Below are 22555 nucleotides of genomic sequence, written 5' to 3'. Positions count from 1 at the left end.
CGCGTGCCGCCGTATCCGGCACTGCCGCCGGACGGCCGGAGGTCGCCGGACCCGCGGTGGCGACCGCCCCGCGGTTGGTCCGCCGGGATGGCGGCCGGGTCATCGCGGGGGTCGCCGGTGGCCTCGCCGATCATCTCGGTGTCGACGCCTTCCGGGTGCGGGTGGTGTTCATGGTGCTCGCCGCGCTGGCCGGGGCAGGTGTCCTGGCCTACGGGTTGCTCTGGTTCTTCTGCCCGCCCGGCACCGATACCGAGCCGCCCCGTCCGGGTGAACGACGGCAGGCGTACGGGCTGGCGTTGGTCGGGCTGGTGGCGATGTCGGTGGTCGGGTTCGCCGCGTCCGGCACCCCGGCGGCGTACCTGGTGCCGTTCGTGTTCATCGTCGTCGGCGCCAGCCTGGTGTGGCGCGAGTTCGACACGTCGCGTGCCTCACCACGCACCCCGCTGCTGACCTGGACCCGGCTGATCGGCGGCGCGCTGCTGGTGATCGGCGGGCTGGTGGTCATCGTGCTCGCCGGGAACCAGAAGTTCGGCGGCCTGCCCACGACACTGCTGGCGGTGGCGGCGACGCTGATCGGCGTGGTCCTGCTCACCGTGCCGCTGTGGATGCGGATGTGGCGCTCGCTCAACGAAGAACGTGCCGCACGCATCCGTAACGCCGAGCGCGAGGAGATCGCCTCGCATCTGCACGACTCGGTGCTGCAGACCCTCGCCCTGATCCAGAAACAGGCCGGTAAGCCGGACGTGGTTGCGCGCCTTGCCCGTAGCCAGGAGCGGGAACTGCGCGGCTGGTTGTTCGGCGACCCCGCGCAGCGCGCCGGATCGTTGTCGGCCGGTCTCACCGGGGTGGGTGCCGAGGTGGAGGACGATTACGGCATCGAGGTCGAGGTGGTCACCGTCGGCGATCTGCGACCCGACGACGAACCGGCCGCGCAGCGTCGCCGCTGGAGTGCGCTGGTCGGCGCGACCCGGGAGGCATTGGTCAACGCCGCCAAGCATTCCGGCGAACGGAAGGTCGACGTGTACGGGGAGGTCACCGACGAGCAGGTGGAGGTCTTCGTCCGCGACCGCGGCGTCGGATTCGATCCCGGTGACGTCGAGGACGACCGGCAGGGTATCGCCCGGTCGATCCGGGCGCGGATGCAGCGCGCCGGCGGCGAGGCAACCGTCGACTCGGTGCCCGGACGGGGTACCAACGTGCGGCTCATCATGCCGCGAGCCGCCGGCACCCGCACCGAATCCGACGTCGAACACGCTGCAGCAGAAGAGCTTCCGAGCGACAACAACCAGCAAAAGGAAGGTCATCGATGACCGAACCCGCCATCTGCCGACTGTTCCTCGTCGACGATCACGCGGTGTTCCGTTCCGGCGTCCGCGCCGAACTCTCCGGGGAATCCGGGCTCACCGTCGTAGGTGAGGCGGGCACGGTCGCCCAGGCTGTCGAGGGCATCGTGGCACTGCGCCCCGACGTGGTGCTCCTCGACGTCCACATGCCCGCCGGCGGCGGGGTGGCCGTACTGCGCGGCGTGTCCGACGCGATGGGGGAGAGCGCACCGGTGTTCCTGGCCCTGTCGGTCTCGGATGCGGCCGAAGACGTCATCGCCACCATCCGGGCGGGTGCCCGCGGGTATGTCACCAAGACCATCGACGGCAAGGATCTCGCCGACGCGGTCCGGCGCGTCGCCGACGGGGATGCGGTCTTCAGCCCACGACTCGCCGGATTCGTCCTCGACTCGTTCACCGGCAAATCGACGGCCCCGGAACCGCCGCTGGATCCCGAACTCGACTCACTGACCAAACGGGAACTCGAGGTGCTGCGGCTGCTGGCCCGCGGCTACACCTACCGGGAGATCGCCGACGAACTGTTCATCTCGATCAAGACGGTGGAAACCCACGCATCCAATGTGCTGCGCAAGACCCAGCAGTCAAACCGCAACGCGCTGACCCGCTGGGCGGCCACCCGGCACATCGGCTGAGCCTACAGCGCCAGCACGATCACGATGATCAGCGCGATCAGCAGAACCGCAACGGCCACCGCGACTTTGCCGGTCACCGGTGGTTTCGGGGAGTGCGCTGCCGATCGGCGGTCGATGTGCGCGGCCACCGGTGCCGACGCCCGGCCCGCCACGACGGTGGTCGACAATGGCTCGGCACCAACGGGTTCCGATGATGTAGCGGATGTCGACGCCGAGTCGGACGGAACGCCGACGGCGAGATGTGTTCCGGTCGGGTGGGATCGGGGTGGTCGCGGCGAACGCTGCGCCCAGATCGGCACCCCGCCGTCGGGGCGGGTCAGTGGTGTGGCGAGTACCTGCTGCGGTGAGCGTCGCGGGCCGGCCGCGACCTCGGCGAGCAGATCACGGGCCTGCGCCATGGTGGGGCGGCGCGCCGGATGGGGTTCGAGCATGCGCAGCAGCACCGGCTTGAGATCGCCCGCCTTGGTCATCGGATTGATCTGTGCGCGTGCGACTTTGTGCAGCAGGGCCAGGGAGTCGTCGTCGACGCCGAAGGGCGGTTGTCCCTCCACGATGGTGTAGACGGTGGCGCCGAGGGAATAGACGTCGGAGAGCTCGGTGGGTTCGGCACCCCGCGCCACCTCGGGTGCGAAGTAGGCCGGGGTGCCGGTGATCACACCGGTCTGGGTCGCCACGACGTCGTCTTTGGCGCGGGAGATACCGAAGTCGGTGATCTTGACCAGACCGGCGCTCTCGCGCGTGGTGGCGACGAGGATGTTGCCGGGCTTGATGTCGCGGTGGATGATCCCCGCGGCATGTGCCGCCGCCATCGCGTCGGCCACCTGGGCGCCGATCTGCGCGGCCTGTGCAACGTCGAGAGTTCTTGTGGTGTGCAGGATCTGGGCGACACTGCGGGACGGCATGTACTCCATCACCAGCCACGGCTCACTGCCGTCGAGGGCGACGTCGTGCATCGCGATCGCGTGGCGGTGGGCCAGCTTGGCGGCGATCCGTCCCTCCCGCATCGCCCGCGTGCGCACACTGTCCGCGGAGTCGTCGGACAGCCCTTCGGTGGACACCACCTGTTTGACGGCGACATCACGACTGAGAAGTTGATCGCGGGCCAGCCAGACGGTACCCATGCCGCCGCCACCGATCCGCGAGCGCAGACGATAGCGGCCGGCGACCAGGTACTGCGGTCCTGGTGTCCGGTAACTCTCGCGGCGCGGAGTTCCCTCGGGAACGGTGGGCGACATAGGCAGCATGATAGTCGGGACCGGACTGACACCCACGGTTGACAAGTTATCGCACACGTGTTCGAATCGTGGTATGCGGTGGTCCGACCAGAGTATCGAGGCCGACGACGGCGCACTGCCCGGGTTGGGGAAGGCCGGGCTGGTGCGGTCGGTTCAGACTCCCGAGTTCGAGGGCATCACCTTCCACGAGGTACTCGCCAAGAGTGCCCTCAACGAGGTGCCCGAGGCGTCCCAGCTGCCATTCCGCTTCACTGTCAACACCTTTCGTGGGTGCACGCACGCGTGCCGATACTGTTTTGCGCGACCGACGCACGAGTATCTGGACCTGGATGCGGGCAAGGACTTCGACACTCAGGTGGTGGTGAAACTCAACGTGGCGGCGGTGCTGCGCAAGGAGTTGCGCCGACGATCGTGGGCGCGGGAGACGGTTGCGCTGGGCACCAACACCGACCCGTATCAGCGGGCCGAGGGGCGGTATCGGCTGATGCCCGGGGTGATCTCGGCGCTGACGGAATCGGCCACCCCGTTCTCCATCCTCACCAAGGGCACGTTGCTACGTCGGGACCTGCCGTTGCTACGGCAGGCGGCGCGGCAGGTGCCGGTGAGCATCTCCATCTCGTTGGCCATCGGCGATGCGGAACTGCAGAAGGCGATCGAACCGGGTACGCCGTCGCCGCGGGCCCGGTTGGACCTGATCCGCGCGGTCGCCGATGCGGGCTTCGCGCCGCATGTGATGGTCGCGCCGGTGATCCCGTATCTGACCGATGCCACCGCTCATCTCGACGAGTTGTTGGCCGACCTCGCCGCGGCGGGCGCGTCCGGGGTGACCGCGTTCCCGATGCACCTGCGCGGCGCGACGAAGCCGTGGTTCCTGGAATGGGTGGCACAGACCCATCCGGCGCTGGTGCGTCGCTATCGCGGGCTCTACGGACGCGGCGCGTATGTCTCACCGGAGTACTCGTCGTGGCTGCGCGATCGGCTGCGCCCACTGGTCGAGCGGCACGGGCTGGCCGGGTCGTCGGCACGAGTGGCGGAGTCGACGGCGACGGTGGACTCGGCGGCCGTCGACACCGTGGCACGGCCTGAGTTGCAGCAGGCGCTGACCCTGTTCTGAGCGTGTCGCGGCGCGTGTCGCCACTGCCGATTGACGGTTGTCGGTGGGTGGTCCTACTATCGAAAAGAGTCGAATAAGCGTTCGAACAGCTTGCATCTTCCCGGCGTGCTGATTGCGGATACACGCAGGTCAGGAGGATGTTGTGGGTGCAGTGGAGCAAGATGAGCTGGACCGGCTTCGGCGGCAGATCGCGGTCCTGTCGGGCCGGCCCGATCACCGGTCGGTCGATGTGCGGGATCGATCCGAGGACGTGCTGGCGGTGCCGTCGGCGTTGGCCGATGTGTTGCCGCGACGCGGGATCACCCGCGGTGGGGTGACCACGGTGTCCGGCGCCCGGTCGGTGCTGCTGGCGATGATCGCGACGGTCAGTTCCGCCGGCGCGCATGTCGGCATCGTGGGGATGGGCAACCTCAATCTCGAGGCGATCGTGGAGTGGGGCGGGGATCTGTCGCGGATCGCCACCGTGCCCGAACCGGGTGTCGACCCGATCGAGGTGGCGACGGTTCTGCTCGACGGGATGGATCTGGTGGTACTCGGCATGGCCGGGATCACCGTGCCGCCTTCCCGCGCGCGGGTGGTGATGGGGCGGGTGCGCAAGCAGTGCTCGACCCTGCTCACCGACGCGCGCTGGCCGGGCGCGCAACTGCGGGTCGACGCCGAGGTGCTGTCCTACCGGCATGTGCCCGGTGCACCCGACGACGCCGATCTGGCGGTTGCGCGGCCCGGGTACGGGCGGATCGGCGGAATGTCGTTGCAGGTGACCGCCATTGACCGGGGGCAGCGCCGACGCACCGGTGACATAGATGTGGTGGCAGGCGATTTCGGTGGCCGGACGCGGCTGCAACTGGTTGCCGCGCCGCCTCGGCCGGAACTGGGATGGGCGGTGGCGAACTGATGGGTGCCGGACGTGTGCTGGCCCTGTGGTGCCCGGACTGGCCGGCCACCGCAGCCGCGATCGACGCCGATCTCCCGCCGCAGCACCCGATCGCAGTGCTCCACGCCAACCGGGTCGTCGCGTGTTCGGCGGCGGCCCGGCGGACGGGAGTGCGTCGGGGGATGCGGAAGCGGCAGGCGCAGGCCACCTGCCCGGAGATGACGGTGCTCACCGCCGACGACAACCGGGACGGCCGGATCTTCGAACCGGTGGTGACGGTGGTGACCGATCTGGTGCCCGTCGTCGAGGTGCTGCGCCCGGGAGTACTGGTGGTGCCTTCGGGCAACGCCACCCGCTATTTCGGTGGGGAGGAGACGGTCGCCGAGAAACTGATCGACGCGGTTGCCGCCATCGGGGTGGAATGCCAGGTGGGGGTGGCCGACGAAGTATTCACCGCGGTACTCGCGGCTCGACACGGGACGCATGTCGAGCCCGGCGGGGACGCCGCCTACCTGTCGAGACGGCCGGTCGCCGACCTCGCCGTCGAACCCAGCCTGAGTGATCCGAGCCGTGATGAGCTGGTGGAACTGCTACGGCGGCTGGGCATTTCCACCATCGGCGCGTTCGCGGCGCTCTCGATCACCGATGTCGCCACCCGGTTCTCCACCGATGCCGTCGTCGCACATCGGCTGGCCAACGCCCACCCGGCCCGACCGCCGGCCGGTGCGCCGCTGCCGGTGGATCTGGTCATCGAGCATGTCTGTGATCCGCCGATCGACCGTGTCGACGCCGCGGCCTTCCTCGGCCGCCGCCTCGCCGACGAGCTGGCGCACCGATTGGCCGCCGCATCGGTGGCGTGCACCCGGCTCACCGTGGAGGCGATCACCGAACGCGGCCAACGACACTCCCGTACCTGGCGCTGCGCAACCCCACTGACCCCGGAGGCCACCGCCGACCGGATCCGCTGGCAACTCGAGGGCTGGCTGACCGGCGGACGGCCCGGCGCCGAGGCTCGGCCGGACTCGCCGATCGGTCGGCTGCGCCTCGAGCCGGTCGAGGTGGTCCGGGCAGGATCGCTGCAGTACTCGTTGAGTGGCAATGGTTTACCCGAGAATCCGGAGGTAGGGGAGCGTGCCCGGCGCTCGCTGGTGCGGGTGCAGGGGTTGCTCGGCGGCGACGCGGTACAACTACCCGTCCCCAGCGGTGGTCGCGGGCCGGGGGAGCGGATCACGATGATCGCCTTCGGCGACGAACGCATCGCGGAGCGCTCCCCGGATGCCCCGTGGCCGGGCCGACTGCCGCGTCCGGCGCCGACGGTGCTGCTGCGTGCACCGGTGCGGATGCTGGATCTCGCCGGCACGCCGGTGTCGGTCACCGGTCGCGGCGCCTTCTCCGCCGAACCGACCACCATCCGGATGGAACAGTCCGGCAGACAACGAGACTCGTGGGAACTGCGGTGGTGGGCCGGTCCCTGGCCGACCGGCTTCGACAAACGTGGCGACGGCATCACCGCGCGAGCCCAGGTCCTGCTCGACGATTCCCGCGCCCTGCTGCTGAGTTATCAGGAGCAGGGGTGGTTGGTGGAGGGGGTGTACGAGTGAGCCGTTCAGCTGTTGGCGCCGCGCGCGATCACCGGCCAGCGTTGCGTCGAGCCGTCCGGATACTCGGCGATCAGGTCATCGACCAGGTTGACCGCGGTGCACACATGATTGGGCACCACCCGCAGCACCGATCCGGGATCGGGAATCGATTGGGCGGGTGCATCATCGCCGAACTCGATGACCGCGTGATGCTCCGACAGCCCGACTATCCGCGCCCGCGGATGGTCGAGCAGTCGTCCGAAACCCGTCACCCAGGCCGGACGGTCGGCGCCGATGACCTTGCTGCCCGCGTCGACGACCACCCGGGAACCGGTGCGGTGCACCACCGTGCTCACGGCGGTCAGCGCGACATCGGCGAAGTCGCCCGAGCCGAGTTCCACCTGCTGGGCGTCGTTGAACGGATACACTCCCGGCCGCACCTCGGTGAGCACCCCGGCCTCGGCGAACGCGATGGTCGGTGTCGACCCGCCGCTGCGCACTCGTGGCTCGATCCCGTTGTCCCGCAACGATTCGGCTGCCTCCGTCAGTGCGGTGACCTCCTGCTCGGCGGCGGTGCGCCGCGCGTCGCCGAGGCCGTAGCCGTGGCCCGGGAAGGTGAAAACGCCGATCACCTCGAGGCCCAGTTCGGCAGCGGCAGCGGCGATCTCACCGGCCGCCGCCGGCGCCACACCGGTCCGGTGCTGCCCGGAATCGACCTCCACGAGCACTGTCACGCCGGTGTCGTGCAGTTCGGCGGCGAGCTGTCGCGCACCGGCCGCCGAGTCCACCGCCACCCGGAGCGCTGCCCGCTCGGCCAGCGCACGCAACCGGGCACCCTTGCCGGGTGTCACCCACAGCGGATACGCGATGAACAGGTCGGCGCGCCCGGGACTCGCGGCCGCGAAGGCCTCGGCCTCGCCGATCGTCGCGACCGTCAAACCCGTGGCACCGGAGTCGATTTGACGTGCGGCGATCTCGGCGCACTTGTGCGTCTTGGCATGCGGCCGCAGGTCGAGCCCCGCTGCGCGCACCCGCTCGGCGACGGTGGCCAGGTTGCGGTCGAGACGCGCAGTGTCGACGGCCAGGAACGGGGTGTCGGGCAGCTTCACTCGGAATCGTCCGGCGTCGATGATTTGCCCAGCGCCGCCGCGGATTCCCCGAAGACCAGATAGTCCTGGTGCAGGATGCGCGTGGTGATCCGCGGGGCGATGCGGTGCCCGAGCTCGGTGAGATCACCGAGCAGTGACCCGACCCGTTCCGGCCGGTCGATGATGCCGTGCAGTACGCGCGCTGCGGCCTTGTCCACGTCCCAGACACCGGTCTGGTGGTCGTATGCCTCGGTCGGTGCGATCATCCGGGTCCGCACCAGCGGCAGCCGCACGTTGGTGAATGTCACGTGATCGCTCAGACTTTCGGTGCGCACGACATCGCTGAACGCCTCGATCGCCGCCTTCGACGCGGTGTAGGCACCGAACCGCGGCACCCGGGACTGCACCGCCATGGACGTCACGTTGACGATATGCCCGGACTGCCGGCGCACCATGTGCGGCAGCAACCCCAGCACGAGATTGACCGCCCCGAAGTAGTTCACCGCCATCACCCGCTGGTAGTCGTGCGCGCGATCGGTCGCGTTGATCGTCGCCCGCCGGATCGACCGGCCGGCATTGTTGACCAGTACATCGACGTGATCATGTTCGGCCAGAATGGTTTTGACCAACGTGGCGACCTCGCTCTCGTCGGCGATGTCGCACGGGTAGGCATAGGCCCGGCCGGGCGGGATGCCCGCTTTGCTCGGGGTGGCGGACAACTCGGCGACCGCGGCATCGAGACGCTCGGCGTCGCGCGCGACGATGAACACCGTCGCACCCCGGGCCACACACATCCGTGCGGTGGCCTTCCCGATGCCGCTCGACCCGCCAGTGATCAGGATGTTCTTGCCGACCAGCGGTCCCCGCGGGTCGAGCCGCCGGTGCCGATCCGGATCGAGGTGATCGGCCCAGTAGGTGAACAGACGAGGTCCGTACTCCTCGAGTTCGGGCAACGCGATCCCGTGCTCGTGGAGTTCGGCGATGGTGTCGTCGGATCGGAAGTCGACCGGCAGGGACAGTGTGTCGAGCAACGTCGGCGGGATACCCTGTTGGGCGGCAACGAGATCGCGGCCCACCCGCAACGGTCCGGTACCCGCGAGCCGCAGGAACGGTTCGACGATGCCGTTGGGCACCACGTCATGTCCGCGTGGTCCGCGGAATCCGGGGGCGATCGCGTTGTACATCGCGGTGACAGTGCGTCGGCGCGGGTCGCTCAGGTGATACACCCGTCCGCCCCGATCCGGGTCGACCGCCAGCAACGCGACGAGCGAGGTCGCCACGAAGTCGACCGGCACGATGTTGACCGTGCCGAGATCGGGCATCAGCAGCGGGAGGGCGGACGGCACATGGCCGAGCAGTCGCAGATGGCCGAAGAAGTAGTAGGGTCCGTCGATCTTGTCCATCTCACCGGTCCGCGAATCGCCGACGACCACCGACGGACGGTAGATACGCCAGCGCAGACCGATGCGCGCTCGGATCACCTTCTCCGCTTCGAACTTGGTCCGGTGATACGGCGTCGGAAAGCCCTGTCCGGTGTCGAAATCGTGCTCGGTGTAGGTCCCCCGGTGATCGCCGGCGACCGCGATCGACGACACATGATGCAGCATCGCACCGCGGGTGAGCGCGAAGTCGGCGACGTGCGACGTGCCCTCCACATTCGCTGCCTGCTGGGCTTCGGCGTCGGCGGTCAGGTCGTAGATCGCGCCGAGATGGATGACGTGGTCGATGCGGGGCAGTTCGTCGGGGCGGATGCCGAGTCCCGGTGTGGTGAGATCGCCGCTGACCGGAACGATCATCCCGAGACGTTCGGTGTCCGGATAGAGGGCGTCGAATCGCTCCGACGATGTCGGTCGGACCAGCACGAAGATCTGCGCATCGGGCTCGACGATGCGCAGACGTTCGACGACCCGACTACCGATGAAGCCGGTGCCGCCGGTGATGAAGTATGTGGTCATGGTGGTGGGTCGATTCTCCCTCGGCGCGCCGCCGTGTGCTGCCGTCCGCGCTTCTTACCGATCGGTAAGAAGCTGTTGGTCACAGCGTGTCATTTCCGTCGGGTGACTGCAACAACTACAGGGGGATCTCTCACTCGTTTCTCGAACATTAGTTCGATAGACTGTCGGGGTGGGATGGGATCAGGGACCACCGACGTGGTCGGAGATGGAGCGCGTGCTCTCCGGTCGTCCGTCGGACGGTGGCCGACCGGGGGAGGCATTCGGACCGGGTGACGGCGGTGACAGCCCCGCCTGGTCGCGCAAGCGCGGCGCCTACCAGGCCGACGATGTCGAGCGCCGAGCCTCGGCGGTGCCGTTCGCCGAGCTGCATGCCCACAGCTCCTACAGCTTTCTCGACGGCGCGTCGATGCCCGAGGAGATGGTCACCGAGGCGCATCGCCTCGATCTGCGGGCGCTCGCGCTGACCGACCACGACGGGTTCTACGGCATCGTTCGATTTGCCGAGGCGGCGAAGGAGTTCGGCCTGCCCACCGTCTTCGGGGCGGAGTTGTCGCTCGAACCCGACGTCACCCGCACCGGGGTGCCGGATCCGCCGGGCGAACATCTGCTGGTGCTCGCCCGCGACAGTGAGGGCTATCGGCGCCTTTCGCGGACCATCGCCGACGCGCACATTGCCGCCGGGGAGAAAGGCCTGCTGCGCTATGACCGGGATCGGTTGCCCGACGACGCCTGCGGACACTGGCTGATCCTGACCGGCTGTCGCAAAGGTGCGGTGCGGCGAGCCCTCGATCGGGGCGGGCCGGGCGCTGCGCGTGGTGCCCTGACCGGACTGGTCGAGCGGTATGGCCCGAATGACGTCGCCGTCGAACTCACCGCCGGGGGCTTACCCGACGACGACGAACGCAACGCGATCCTGTCCGGCCTGGCCGGCGAGTTCGGGCTGACGACGGTGGCCACCACCGGTGCGCACTTCGCCGCGCCCCGGCGCCGGAGGTTGGCTCAGGCGGTCGCCGCGGTCCGTGCCCGCACCGACATCGAGACCATCGACGGCTGGCTCCCCGGTGTGGGCGGCGCGCACCTGCGCAGCGGCGACGAGATGCTCCGGCTGCTGCCGGGTCATCCCGAGGCCATCGACAATGCCGTCGGGCTGGCCGCCGACTGCGCGTTCGCCCTCGGACTGATAGCCCCGAAACTGCCGCCGTTCGACGTGCCCGACGGCCACACCGAGAACACGTGGCTGCGCGAACAGACGATGGCCGGTGCCCTGCGGCGTTACGGAACGCCGGGGGCGCACCCGCAGGCCTACCGACAGATCGAGCACGAACTCGCCATCATCGAGACGCTGACCTTTCCCGGCTACTTCCTCGTGGTCGCCGACATCGTGAACTTCTGCAAAGCCAACGACATCCTGTGCCAGGGCCGGGGGAGTGCGGCCAACTCCGCGGTCTGTTACGCGCTGGGCATCACCAACGTCGACCCGGTCGCCAACAAGCTGCTGTTCGAACGGTTTCTGGCGCCCGAACGGGACGGCCCACCCGACATCGACGTGGACATCGAATCCGATCGCCGGGAGGAGGCGATCCAGTACGTCTACCAGCGCTATGGTCGTGACTACAGCGCCCAGGTCGCCAACGTCATCACCTACCGCGGCAAATCCGCCATCCGGGACATGGCGCGCGCGTTGGGATATGCCACCGGACAACAGGATGCCTGGAGCAAGACGCCCGACGAGGCGCCCGTCGACGTCACCGACCTGGCGAGCGAAATCCTGGGTATGCCAAGACATCTCGGTATCCATTCGGGCGGCATGGTCATCTGTGACCGGCCCATCGCCGACGTCTGCCCGACGGAATGGGCGCGGATGGCGAACCGTAGTGTGCTGCAGTGGGACAAAGATGACTGTGCGGCAATAGGTCTCGTCAAGTTCGATCTGCTCGGGCTGGGTATGCTCTCGGCGCTGCACTACGCCATCGATCTGGTCGCCGAGCACAAGGGGATCGAGGTGGATCTGGCCATGCTGGATCTCACCGAACCCGCGGTCTACGACATGCTGTGCCGCGCCGACTCGGTCGGGGTCTTCCAGGTGGAGTCCCGCGCCCAGATGGCGACCCTGCCCCGGCTCAAACCGCGGACGTTCTACGACCTGGTGGTGGAGGTGGCACTCATCCGGCCCGGACCCATCCAGGGTGGCTCGGTGCACCCCTACATCCGGCGCCGTAACGGGGTGGAAGAACCCACCGTCGAACACCCGTCGATGCGCAAGGCCCTCGACCGCACCCTCGGCATCCCGCTGTTCCAGGAGCAACTCATGCAACTCGCGGTCGACGTGGCCGGCTTCGACGCGTCCGAGGCCGACCAATTGCGTCGCGCCATGGGTTCCAAACGGTCGACGGAGAAGATGGAACGGTTGCGTCGTCGCTTCTACGACGGCATGCAACGACTGCACGGCATCACCGGCGACGCCGCCGACCGGATCTTCGAGAAGATGGCCGCGTTCGCCAATTTCGGTTTCCCGGAAAGCCATTCGCAGAGTTTCGCGTCCCTGGTGTTCTATTCGTCGTGGTTCAAGCTGCATCACCCGGCCGCGTTCTGTGCGGCGCTGCTGCGGGCGCAGCCGATGGGCTTCTACTCGCCGCAGTCGTTGGTGGCCGATGCGCGCCGGCACGGTGTCGTCGTGCATCGGCCGGACATCAACCGTTCCCTGCCGCACGCCACGCTGGAGAACGCGGGTACCGAGGTGCGGTTGGGGCTCGGTGGGGTGCGCGGCGTCGGGGACGACGTCGCCGAGCGGATCGTCGACTGCCGCGAACGCGACGGCGACTTCGTCGATGTGACCGATCTGTCGCGCCGGGCCGAGCTGACCGCCCGGCAACTCGAGGGACTCGCCGGTGCCGGCGCCTTCGACGGGTTCGGGGTGAGCCGACGGCAGGCACTCTGGGAGGCCGGTGCGGCCGCGACCGTCCGCGCCGACCAGTTGCCGCTGGGATCGTCGGCGCCGACCCCGACGCTGCCCGGACTGTCCGACATCGAGTTGGCGGCCACCGACGCCTGGGCGACCGGGATCACCCCGACGTCGTATCCGACGGAATTCCTGCGACCCCGACTGACCGCGATGGGGGTGGTACCGGCCGACGGACTGCTCTCGGTGGCCGACGGTTCGCGGGTCACGGTGGCCGGGGCGGTGACCCATCGGCAGCGTCCGGCGACCGCGTCTGGTGTGACGTTCGTCAACTTGGAGGATGAAACCGGCATGGTCAATGTGGTGTGTTCGGTCGGGTTGTGGAACCGTTACCGAAATCTGGCACACTCGGCATCGGCATTGCTGATCCGGGGCACCGTGCAGAACGCCGAGGGGGCGGTGACCGTGGTGGCAGAGCGTTTGCAGCGCTTGGATCTTCGGGTCGGGACACGTTCGCGGGATTGGCACTAGGGAGGCGGAGCGGCGCATGCCGAAACAAGTCGTGGTGACGGTGAAACCCAGCAGCCGCAAGGGGCCGCTCGTGGAGACCGGTCCGGACGGATCGGTGACGATCTACGTGCGCGAGCCGGCGGCCGAGGGCCGGGCCAACAAGGCGGTCGCCGAGATCCTGGCCAAGCATCTCGGGGTACCGAAGTCGAAGGTCGCCCTCGTCGGTGGGGCGACCGCGCGCACCAAGCGTTTCCGGGTGGATTCCTGAGCTACACCGCCCCGTCGAAGCCGTTCTGTCGCCACGCCTCGTAGACGACGATGCTCGCCGCGTTCGCGAGGTTGTGCGAGCGCCGTCCGGCCAGCATGGGAATCCGGATGCGGTCGGTGACCTGCGGATCGGCGAGCACGTCCGCCGGCAATCCCGTCGGCTCCGGCCCGAACAGCAGCACGTCGCCAGGCTGATAGTCGACGTCGGTGTGATAGCGCGAGGTGTGCGCGGTGAATGCGAACACCCGCTGGGGCTGCACGGTCGACCACGCGGTCGCCAAATTGGGATGCACTGTGACCGTGGCCATTTCGTGGTAGTCCAGACCTGCGCGCTTGACCTGGGCGTCGGACATGGAGAATCCGAGCGGCTCGATGAGGTGCAACTCGCATCCGGTGTTGGCGGCCAGGCGAATGGCGTTGCCGGTGTTGGGCGGGATACACGGTTGGTAGAACATGATGCGGAACATGGAACAATGGTGCACCGTGAGCGCAATTCGACTTGACGGCAAGGTGACCCGCGACGAGATCTTCGCCGATCTGTCCACGCGCGTGGACAAGCTTCGCGCCGAAGGCATCCTCCCCGGCCTCGGGACGATTCTCGTGGGCGACGACCCCGGTTCGCACAGCTACGTCAAGGGCAAGCACGCCGATTGCGCGCGGATCGGTGTTGCGTCGATCCGCAAGGATCTGCCGGCGGACGCGACCACCGAGGAACTCAACGCCGCCATCGACGAACTCAACGCCGACCCGGAGTGCACCGGATACATCGTGCAGCTTCCGCTGCCCAAGCATCTCGACGAGAACGCGGCTCTGGAGCGGATCGACCCCGAGAAGGACGCCGACGGTCTGCATCCCATCAATCTCGGGCGTCTCGTGCTGGGCAAGGAGTCGACGTTGCCGTGCACCCCGCGCGGCGTCATCCATCTGCTCCGCCGCTACGACATCCCGATCGCCGGCGCCCGAGTGACGGTCGTCGGCCGTGGCGTCACGATCGGTCGTCCCATCGGCCTGCTGCTGACGCGGCGCAGCGAGAACGCGACCGTGACGCTCTGCCACACCGGCACCGCCGACCTCGCGGCCGAGGTGTCGCGGGCCGACATCGTCATCGGGGCCGCCGGCGTGCCGCACCTCATCACCGCCGACATGGTCAAGCCGGGCGCGGCGGTCATCGACGTCGGCGTCAGCCGCACCGAAGCCGGACTCGTCGGCGATGTCGCCCCCGACGTCTGGGACGTCGCCGGGCATGTGTCACCGAATCCCGGCGGGGTCGGCCCACTCACCCGGGCCTTCCTGCTCGTCAATGTGGTGGAACGGGCCGAAGCCCAGCTCGTGGCACGCTCCGGGACAGGAACCGCGGGGTGACTCCACCCTCGGGAGACGCGCGGGGCCGTGCGACGACCTCCGGTCGGGCCGCGCAACTGCATCGCGTTCGGCGCTTCCGAACCGTCGCTGTGCAGATCCCGTACTTCCTGGTGCTGCTCGGCCTGCTGATCGCGGCCGTCCTCGTGTTGTTCGATCGCTGGCGGCGCGGCGCATTCGTGTTTGGCACCGCGCTGATTCTGGGTGCGCTCCTGCGTGCCCTGATCCCCACGTCGAGAGCGGGGTTATTGCAGGTCAGAGGCAAGTTCTTCGACGTCGCGGCGATGGCGTCGGTAGGTGCTCTGATCCTGTGGTTGGCAACCTCGATCGATCCTTTGGGCACAGATTGATTACAATAGAGACCAACGCGTGACCTTTCGGGCTCGAATCGTCGCGTAACCGACCGCTACGACACCCTGGGGGACTGCGCATCACTTCGACGTTCGGCACCGACGATTCGGCAATTCCTGACGACTTCACGTCGTTGGGTGTGTCGGCAGGCGAGGGGATGATCCACTACGTACTGCTGACGCGCGACGACGTGGGGCGCAGTGTGATCGATTCCCGAGTCATCGACGTCGACCCGCAGGACGGCCTCGAGGCCGCCGGCCGGGTCAATGCCGGAATCGATCTGATGCTGACCGCCGCCCGCGACGCGGATGTTCGCGTCGGGCCGATCGGAGTGGCTGCGCGCACCGACAAGCAACGCCGCGAGTTGGGTTCGCGCGGCGCCGGACCGCGCCGTCAGATCCAACTCGTCGCCGAGGATGAGGCGGTCGTCGAGTACCTGTCGGCGACCGGTGAGATCAGCAGATTCGGATCGGTGGTCGTCGTCGATTGTGGCGATACCGGGATGTCGCTCTACACCGTCGATCCATCCACCCGGGAGATCACCGCGTCGCAACGGTCGCGTGCACTGTCCGGACGGGCGCTGGATCGGGCGATCGTGGACGCGCTCGTCGACGGCGCGGGCACCGTCGCCCGCCGGCCCGGCCGTCGTGCCCTGCTCAGTGCCTGCCGAACCGCCAAAGAGGAAGTCACCGCCGCGATTACGGGTGCGGGGGAGTCTCCCGTCGGTTTGTCGGGTGGTGGTGGCACCGTCGTGCTGACCGCGGAGGTGATCGCCTCGGCGGCCGCCCCGATGGTTGACGAAGCGCGAAAGGTATTGGCGCGCTACATTTCCGAGAATGCTGCGCGGGACAAGCCCGCCGATGCGGTGGCCTTCGTCGGGGGGCTGGCGAATCTGTCTGCGGTACAACATATCGTCGATGACGAATCGGTGGAGACCGTGGTTCCGCCGAACCCGGAACTGGCCGCGTCGGTGGGTGCCGCCCTGATCGCGCGGGCCAAGACCACCTCGGAGACGACGACCCGGCTGGCCTTCATCGGCGGTCGACGACAACGAGAGTGGTTGTCGGCCATGCCGTTGGCGGTCATCGCCGCCATTCTCGCGGCCACGCTGATGGCCGTCTATGCGGTCAGTTCGGCGCTGACCGGGCATTCGTCTCCGGCGTCACCATCGCAGGTGCGGCCGGTGTCCTCGCCGGTGGCGGACTCTACGACGACGTCGTCGTCGACACCGCAGACCGACCGGGCCACCACCACGTACTCGCCGACCGCGGTCGTGCCGCTCCCGCCCGTGGCGCCCGAACCGGTCGCGCCGACCGAGCCGGCCCAACCCACCCTGCAGCCTCGGTGGGATGACGGACCCGGTTGGGCGACAACGGAACTACCGCCGACGCCGCAGCAGCCGACCACCTCGACGCGAACGCTGTCGCCGTATCCGCTGCCGTCGGTGCCGTGGCCGCAAGGCACCACTCCGACCATTCCGCCGGAGCTCCTGCCGCCGGGTTTCACGCCGCCCACGACGTTGCCGGTGCCGCCGCAGCAGCGGGGAGTGCCGAATCAGCCGCCGCGGCCCACGGCGCCCACCACCACGACGCCGACCCCCGACGCGGCCGGCTGAGCTATCCGGGTCGTGGAGGGAAAGGCTTTCAGCCGCGGGCGATCTCGACGGTGCGCTTGAGTAGATCACCGATCGCATCGAACTCGGTGAGGAAGCCGTCGTGGCCGTTGTCGGAGTGGATGACCTGCAGACCACCCACACAATTGCCGAGCTGTTCGGCGAGTTCGATCTGTAACCGCAACGGATACAACCGGTCCGACACGATACCGCCGACGACTGTCGGCACCTGGCAGGCATTCAACGCGGCCCGCACCCCGCCGCGGCCACGACCGACGTCGTGATGATTGAGCACCTCACTGAGCACGACGTAGCTCGCCGGGTCGAAGCGGGTGATCAGCTTGTCGGCCTGGTGCTGTAGGTAGCTGTCGATGGCGTAGCGGCCGTCACGCAGCGGTTGCTCCTCGCCCTGTGGCTCGTTGGCGAAGCGCTGATCGAGTTCGACCTCACCGCGGTAGGTCAGATGAGCAATGCGTCGGGCGACACCCATGCCGGTCGACGGCACCCGTCCGGTGCCGAAATAGTCGCCGCCCTGCCAGTCCGGGTCGGCCTTGATCGCGGCGATCTGCGTGGTCTGCGTGCCGATCTGATCCGCGGTTGCGCGTGCACCGACCGCGAGAACCAGTGAGCTGCGCACCATTTCGGGATACTCGATGGCCCATTCCAGGGCGCGGGCACCACCCATCGAACCGCCGAGGACGGCCGCCACTTCGGCGATGCCGAGCCGCTCGATCAGTGCGCGCTCGGCACGCACCTGATCGAGCACGGTGATCTGCGGGAATCGTGAACCCCAGGATCGGCCGTCGGGGTGGGGCGAACCGGGCCCGGTGGAGCCGCGGCAGCCGCCGAGCACGTTGGCCGAGATGACACACCACTCATCGGTGTCGATGGCGCAGCCGGGACCGATCAGCCCGTCCCACCACCCGGCCGACGGATAGCCGTCGCCGGCCGGGCCGGTCACGTGGGAATCGCCGGTGAGCGCATGCAGAGTCAGCATGACGTTGTCCCGCGTCGGCGACAAGGCGCCCCAGCGTTGGAACGCCAGCGTCACGTCGTCGATCACCTCGCCGTTGTCGAGTGAGACCGAGCCGATGTCGACGCGCATCATCTCCCCATCCGGGAGTTGCTCCCAGTCGGGACGATCAGCGGTCTGGATCCTCGTTTCGATACTCACTGACACAATTCACTCACTCTGCGATGCACCTCATTCACCGTGCTTGGGGGTTACCGGACTGTCGTGGACTCTGCGTCGTTGGTCATCGGGCCGCGGCGAAGCCCTGGTCGAGGTCGGCCAGAATGTCGTCGATGCCCTCGATTCCGACGGCCAGGCGGACCAGACCCGGGCTGACCCCGGCGGCGACCTGCTCCTCGGGGGTCAGCTGGCTGTGTGTGGTCGACGCCGGGTGGATCACCAGCGACCGCACGTCACCGATGTTGGCAACGTGGCTGTGCAAGGTGAGCCCCTCGACGAAGCGCTTGCCGGCGTCGACGCCGCCCGCGATCTCGAAGCCGATGATCGCGCCCTGCCCCTTGGGCAGCAGTTGCTGTCCGCGGTCATACCACGGCGAGCTGGTCAGTCCCGCGTAGGCGACCGACTCCACCTGGGCGTGATCGTTCAGGTACGCCGCGACGCGCTGTGCGTTCGCGACGTGTCGTTCGACCCGCAGGCTCAGCGTCTCGAGACCCTGTGCCAGCAGGAAGGCGTTGAACGGAGAGATCGCGGCACCGGTGTCGCGCAGCCACTGCACCCGGGCCTTGAGTGCGTATGCCGGCGCGCCGAGATCTGCGAACACAGCTCCGTGATAGCTCGGGTCCGGGGTGGTGAAACCGGGGAAGAGATCCTTGCCGTCGCGCTGTCCACGCCAGTCGAAGGTGCCGCCGTCGACGATCGCACCACCGATCGCAGTGCCGTGGCCGCCGATGTACTTGGTCGCCGAGTGCACGACGATGTCGGCGCCGTGGGCCAGCGGGTTCAGCAGGTACGGCGTGGCGACGGTGTTGTCGACGATCAGCGGCAGTCCGTTGCGGTGGGCGACCTCGGCGATGCCGGGGATGTCGAGGATCTCGTTGTTGGGGTTGGAGATCGACTCGCCGTAGAGCGCGCGGGTGTTGTCGCGGATGGCGGCCTGCCACGACGCCGGATCCTCCGGATCGTCGACGAAGCTGACCTCGACGCCGAGCTTGGGCAGCGTGTAGTGGAACAGGTTGAACGTGCCGCCATAGAGGCGCGGGCTGGACACCACATGCCCGCCGGCCTCGACGATGTTGAGGATCGCGTACGTCTCGGCCGCCTGCCCGGACGCGACCAGCAGCGCGGCGACGCCGCCCTCGAGAGCCGCGAGGCGTTGCTCGACCGCGTCCTGGGTCGGGTTCATGATGCGGGTGTAGATGTTGCCCGGCTCGGCGAGGCCGAACAGGTTGGCCGCGTGCTGGGTGTCGTTGAAGGTGTACGACGTGGTCTGGTAGATCGGCAGGGCCCGCGCATTGGTGGAGGCGTCGGCGGTCTGGCCCGCATGGATCTGCTTGGTTTCGAAGCTCCAGCTGTCGGCGGGATTGGTGACGTCGGTGGCGTCGGACATGACTATGTTGATCACTTTCTACGGTCGGCAGGATGCATTGACCCTGGTGGGGTCCGACCTTCGGACCCGCGCTTGCCGGGAAACACGACAGTGTTTCTCAACCCGGTCATCACCCGGAGCACCCCACCGCGGTTGGAGGGTTGCCGATCAGCAAGCCGGGGCTTCACGCTGATGCTCATGACCTGGCGTCAAGGATATAACACGCTCGAAACGGACTGGGAATGGTCTCGCGCGCACTGATTCGAACCCGTGACGCTGCCGGTCAGCGCAACTGAGAGCGGTTGCGGTCCATCACCTTTTGCCGATTCGCTTCGAGCTTGTCCCACTCCGGCCGGCGGGCCGCGGACAGCCGGGCCTCGACATCGAGGATTCGGCCCGGGCCGGTATCCCACCCCGCGGTGTACATGTGTTTGAGCGAGGCCGTCACGTCTCCCGGTGCATCGGACACCCGTGCGGCGAGGTCGAGTGCGTGCGGGATCAACCGGTCGTGCTCGACGACCTCGGTCACCAGCCCGATCCGCAGGGCCAGCTCGGCGTCGACGATCTCACTGGCGAAGGACATCCGGCGCGCCCACGCGGTACCCACCCGATCGGGGAGCCGCGCGGTCAGGCCGCCGCCGGGGAGCACGCCGACGCGGGCGTGGGTGTCGCCGAACAGCGCGCGGTCCCCGGCGATCAGGAAGTCGCAGCCGAGTGCGATCTCGAGGCCGCCCGTGATGGCCGGACCATTGATCGCACCGATCACCGGCGTCGCGAGTTCACCGACCAGCCGAATGCAGTCGTCGTCGGCGAACAGTTGCAGATAGTCGGGACCGTCGGCGGCCAGCGCACGCAGGTCCAGGCCGGCGCAGAACGCCGGGTCGGTACCGGTCAGCACGATCGCGCGCACCTGCGGGTCGGCGTCCAGGGATCGCAGCGTGGTGCTCAACGCGGTGATCAACTCGGGGCTCAACGAGTTGCGCGCGTCGGGACGGTTGAGCGTCACCAGCGCCACGGTGTCGTGGTTGGTGACCAGTAGGACCTCACTCATCGGACTGTCTCCTCCAATTGTGTTGCGCGATAAGGGATAGCTTAGCGATCCTAAGCACATCGCAAGTGCCCAAGTTCGCATTGCCTTTCCTGAATTCGGGCTAGTATTCGATGCGTTCCACGGGTGCGAGACGCGGCTCACACCCGACCCCTGAGTGGGAGGCACGGACGATGGCGCACCGGTTTCGCGGACGAACCCAGGCAGTGATGCTGCTACTGAGCGGCGCGGTGCTGACCGTCGCGCTCGCCGTGGGCCAGACCTTCGGATCGGGCGTGGCCCGTGCCGATGATTCATTGCCAACCGGATGCGAAGGGCCTGGCCGGGTGTTTTTGGTCGGCGGGACCTGGGACACCTCCGGCGCGTCGGTCGTCGGGATCGGTCAGCGGTACCAGGGGACGTTTCCGCCCGGTGCCAGTCCACCCCCGGAAGGCGCCTACACCACCGAGGTCATCGACTACCCGGCGTCGATCTGGCCGCTCGGCGCCTTCGGCTTCGATGACAGCCAATCGCAGGGGGACGAGGCCATCCTCGCGGCGGTCTCCTCGTACCAGTCGACGTGCGGCACCGATAAGGAGGTCGTCATCGCCGGGTACTCGCAGGGTGCAGGTGTCGTCGGCGACGCCCTGACCGACATCGGTAACGGCACCACCGGCGAATACCGGATCGACCCGACCAACGTCTCCGGCGAGCTGTACTCCGATCCGCGCCAGGCCGGAACCCTGTGGGGGCGCGGCGTCGAACTCGTTCTCGTCGGCGTCATCCCGGGCCTGACGATGGCCGGCGCACGGACCGACGCCGATTTCGGCGGTATCCCGGTCACGACCTACTGCATTGCCGGTGATCCGATCTGCGATCTGCCGGACCTGCTGCACGATCCGGTCGGCGCGGTCGACGGACTGCTCGGCTACTGGGTCAAGCACGGGCTCTACCCCTTCTACATGTACCTGTCGTCATCGGTGGAGAGCTGGAACATGTACGGCGCCGACCGCACGTTGACCTGCACTCCGGCGGGCAACGTCACCACCTGTGTCGTGGATTCCCCGTCGTCGACGGCGATCCTCACCCAGCGGTTCGTCGACGCAATCGGTCTGAATTGGACGGTCCCCGATCTGATGCAGTACCGGTTCACCGTGCCCGACATCCTCGGCATCACCCTGGCCGATTTCCAGCCGCCGATCAGTTGGGCGATGGGATGGTTCCCCCAGCTACCGAACCTCGGGTATGGCGGCGTGCTGCCTGATTTCCGTGCCTTTGAGGACGTTGCGCGTGGCGTGCTGACCTTGGATCCGGAACTCTTCCGCAACGGCGTCACCGTGCTCGCAGCCAGTGCCAAGAGCGTTGTGCTGATGCCGGTCAACTTTGGTGGGTACTGGCTCTATCGCGTGGTCGGCGTCGACCCGAACCCCTTCGCCGGACCCGCGTACCGCCCGTCCTGGGAAGCCCTCAAGGACTGGTTCTCCTCGCTCGACCCGCAGGCGTCGACCGGAACGCTCGCGGCCGCCCCGGCCGCCCCGGCCTCCCGGGCGGCGGTCGCGGCCGAATCGTCCATCGCTGACGAACCTGCGGAAAGCGTTGTCGCCGAATCGGATTCGGGGTCGGTCGGCGATGGTTCCGGCGTCGAACCGTCGACCGCCGCCGCCGTCACGCCCGAGTCCACCGACAACTATGCCGGCGCGACGACCGAGGGGTCGGGGACCGGCGACACCGCGACCGCCACGCCGGGCAGCACGACAGGCACTGCCACGGGCCCGGAGACTGCTTCGCCGGGGTCAACCGGCGACACCAGCGGAACAACCGGGGACACTGGGACGACCGACGACTCGGGGACCGATGGCACGGGGACGGCCGAGGGCACGGGGACCGGCGACCCCACAGGGACGACGGAGGACGCCGCAGGAACGACGGGAGACTCCGGGGGAGCGTCCAGCGGGTCCACGGGAACCGCCGGTGACGGCAGCGGGGCGACGACGGGCAACACCACCAAGTCGTCGAGCAGCTCCGGCACCTCCTCCTCGGGAACCGACTCCGAAGAGTCCTAAGCCACCAAGAACGGCCGGCCAAACACACCAGCGGGCGCCGCCGAGATGGGGGTCGCAGCCCCCGGGGTCATGCCGCCGCAGGGCTGGG

General features: G+C 68.2%; 18 protein-coding genes and 1 riboswitch. Of the genes, 11 read left to right on the top strand and 7 right to left on the bottom strand.

Annotation, left to right across the window (positions count from 1 at the left end; genetic code table 11):
* The first annotated feature begins 56 nt into the window (after nt 1-56).
* Both AAFP30_RS20030 and AAFP30_RS20025 read left to right on the top strand, forming a co-directional pair.
* Nucleotides 57-1310: a PspC domain-containing protein gene (locus AAFP30_RS20030; RefSeq protein WP_419231923.1), complete on the top strand. Its 1254-nt coding sequence runs from the start codon at nt 57-59 to the stop codon at nt 1308-1310.
* A complete protein-coding gene (locus AAFP30_RS20025) occupies nt 1307-1975 on the top strand; it encodes a response regulator (protein WP_419231760.1) in 669 nt (222 codons plus the stop codon). Before AAFP30_RS20030 ends, AAFP30_RS20025 begins: the two co-directional genes overlap by 4 nt.
* Before the next feature lie 2 nt (nt 1976-1977).
* Here the strand turns inward: AAFP30_RS20025 and AAFP30_RS20020 are convergent, their stop codons facing one another.
* A complete protein-coding gene (locus AAFP30_RS20020) occupies nt 1978-3210 on the bottom strand; it encodes a serine/threonine-protein kinase (protein WP_419231759.1) in 1233 nt (410 codons plus the stop codon).
* A gap of 73 nt (nt 3211-3283) precedes the next feature.
* Here AAFP30_RS20020 and AAFP30_RS20015 point away from each other — a divergent pair, with 73 nt between their 5' ends.
* The 3 genes from AAFP30_RS20015 (at nt 3284) to AAFP30_RS20005 (ending at nt 6799) form a co-directional block, all read left to right on the top strand.
* The gene (locus tag AAFP30_RS20015) at nt 3284-4324 is read left to right on the top strand and encodes an Rv2578c family radical SAM protein (RefSeq protein WP_419231758.1); all 1041 of its coding nucleotides are present in this window, start codon (nt 3284-3286) and stop codon (nt 4322-4324) included.
* Nucleotides 4325-4466: 142 nt separating this feature from the next.
* Nucleotides 4467-5219 carry a hypothetical protein gene (locus AAFP30_RS20010; RefSeq protein ID WP_419231757.1) on the top strand — a complete coding sequence of 251 codons (753 nt, stop codon included), beginning with the start codon at nt 4467-4469 and terminating at the stop codon, nt 5217-5219.
* Nucleotides 5219-6799: a DNA polymerase Y family protein gene (locus AAFP30_RS20005; protein WP_419231756.1), complete on the top strand. Its 1581-nt coding sequence runs from the start codon at nt 5219-5221 to the stop codon at nt 6797-6799. The genes AAFP30_RS20010 and AAFP30_RS20005 overlap by 1 nt, the downstream gene beginning before the upstream one ends.
* A gap of 5 nt (nt 6800-6804) precedes the next feature.
* On the opposite strand, the gene AAFP30_RS20000 is transcribed toward AAFP30_RS20005, so the two are convergent.
* On the bottom strand, nt 6805-7881 hold the full coding sequence (locus tag AAFP30_RS20000) for an alanine racemase (protein WP_419231922.1): 1077 nt from the start codon (nt 7879-7881) through the stop codon (nt 6805-6807).
* Nucleotides 7882-7883: 2 nt separating this feature from the next.
* A complete protein-coding gene (locus tag AAFP30_RS19995) occupies nt 7884-9821 on the bottom strand; it encodes an SDR family oxidoreductase (protein ID WP_419231755.1) in 1938 nt (645 codons plus the stop codon).
* 169 nt (nt 9822-9990) lie between these two features.
* On the opposite strand from AAFP30_RS19995, the gene AAFP30_RS19990 reads away from it, so the two are divergent.
* On the top strand, nt 9991-13251 hold the full coding sequence (locus AAFP30_RS19990; protein WP_419231754.1) for an error-prone DNA polymerase: 3261 nt from the start codon (nt 9991-9993) through the stop codon (nt 13249-13251).
* A 16-nt stretch (nt 13252-13267) separates the two neighbouring features.
* Nucleotides 13268-13498: a DUF167 domain-containing protein gene (locus AAFP30_RS19985; protein ID WP_419231753.1), complete on the top strand. Its 231-nt coding sequence runs from the start codon at nt 13268-13270 to the stop codon at nt 13496-13498.
* A gap of 1 nt (nt 13499) precedes the next feature.
* Here the strand turns inward: AAFP30_RS19985 and AAFP30_RS19980 are convergent, their stop codons facing one another.
* On the bottom strand, nt 13500-13964 hold the full coding sequence (locus AAFP30_RS19980) for a tRNA (cytidine(34)-2'-O)-methyltransferase (protein ID WP_419231752.1): 465 nt from the start codon (nt 13962-13964) through the stop codon (nt 13500-13502).
* Between the two features lie 16 nt (nt 13965-13980).
* On the opposite strand from AAFP30_RS19980, the gene AAFP30_RS19975 reads away from it, so the two are divergent.
* The 3 genes from AAFP30_RS19975 to AAFP30_RS19965 all read left to right on the top strand — a co-directional run bounded on the left by AAFP30_RS19975 (nt 13981) and on the right by AAFP30_RS19965 (nt 16822).
* Nucleotides 13981-14859: a bifunctional methylenetetrahydrofolate dehydrogenase/methenyltetrahydrofolate cyclohydrolase gene (locus tag AAFP30_RS19975; protein WP_419231750.1), complete on the top strand. Its 879-nt coding sequence runs from the start codon at nt 13981-13983 to the stop codon at nt 14857-14859.
* A 56-nt stretch (nt 14860-14915) separates the two neighbouring features.
* Nucleotides 14916-15206 carry a DUF3017 domain-containing protein gene (locus AAFP30_RS19970; RefSeq protein ID WP_419231921.1) on the top strand — a complete coding sequence of 97 codons (291 nt, stop codon included), beginning with the start codon at nt 14916-14918 and terminating at the stop codon, nt 15204-15206.
* Between the two features lie 158 nt (nt 15207-15364).
* On the top strand, nt 15365-16822 hold the full coding sequence (locus AAFP30_RS19965) for a hypothetical protein (protein ID WP_419231749.1): 1458 nt from the start codon (nt 15365-15367) through the stop codon (nt 16820-16822).
* A gap of 28 nt (nt 16823-16850) precedes the next feature.
* Here AAFP30_RS19965 and metX read toward each other — a convergent pair whose 3' ends face one another.
* The 3 genes from metX to AAFP30_RS19950 form a co-directional block, all read right to left on the bottom strand.
* Entirely contained in the window at nt 16851-17999 is a 1149-nt protein-coding gene (gene metX / locus AAFP30_RS19960) for a homoserine O-acetyltransferase MetX (RefSeq protein ID WP_419231748.1), read from the bottom strand.
* A 76-nt stretch (nt 18000-18075) separates the two neighbouring features.
* Entirely contained in the window at nt 18076-19398 is a 1323-nt protein-coding gene (locus AAFP30_RS19955; RefSeq protein WP_419231747.1) for a bifunctional o-acetylhomoserine/o-acetylserine sulfhydrylase, read from the bottom strand.
* 63 nt (nt 19399-19461) lie between these two features.
* Nucleotides 19462-19581: riboswitch (SAM riboswitch) on the bottom strand.
* Between the two features lie 79 nt (nt 19582-19660).
* Nucleotides 19661-20428, bottom strand: coding sequence for an enoyl-CoA hydratase (locus AAFP30_RS19950; RefSeq protein ID WP_419231746.1), 768 nt, complete (start codon nt 20426-20428; stop codon nt 19661-19663).
* A 206-nt stretch (nt 20429-20634) separates the two neighbouring features.
* Between AAFP30_RS19950 and AAFP30_RS19945 the strand changes: the two genes are divergently transcribed.
* Nucleotides 20635-22467, top strand: coding sequence for a PE-PPE domain-containing protein (locus tag AAFP30_RS19945; protein ID WP_419231745.1), 1833 nt, complete (start codon nt 20635-20637; stop codon nt 22465-22467).
* Nucleotides 22468-22555: the final 88 nt, after the last annotated feature.

This window comes from Gordonia sp. CPCC 205515 (assembly GCF_048537925.1).
GTDB lineage: Bacteria > Actinomycetota > Actinomycetes > Mycobacteriales > Mycobacteriaceae > Gordonia.
Note: the sequence above shows the minus strand (reverse complement) of the source record. Positions and strands in the feature narration are given on the sequence as shown.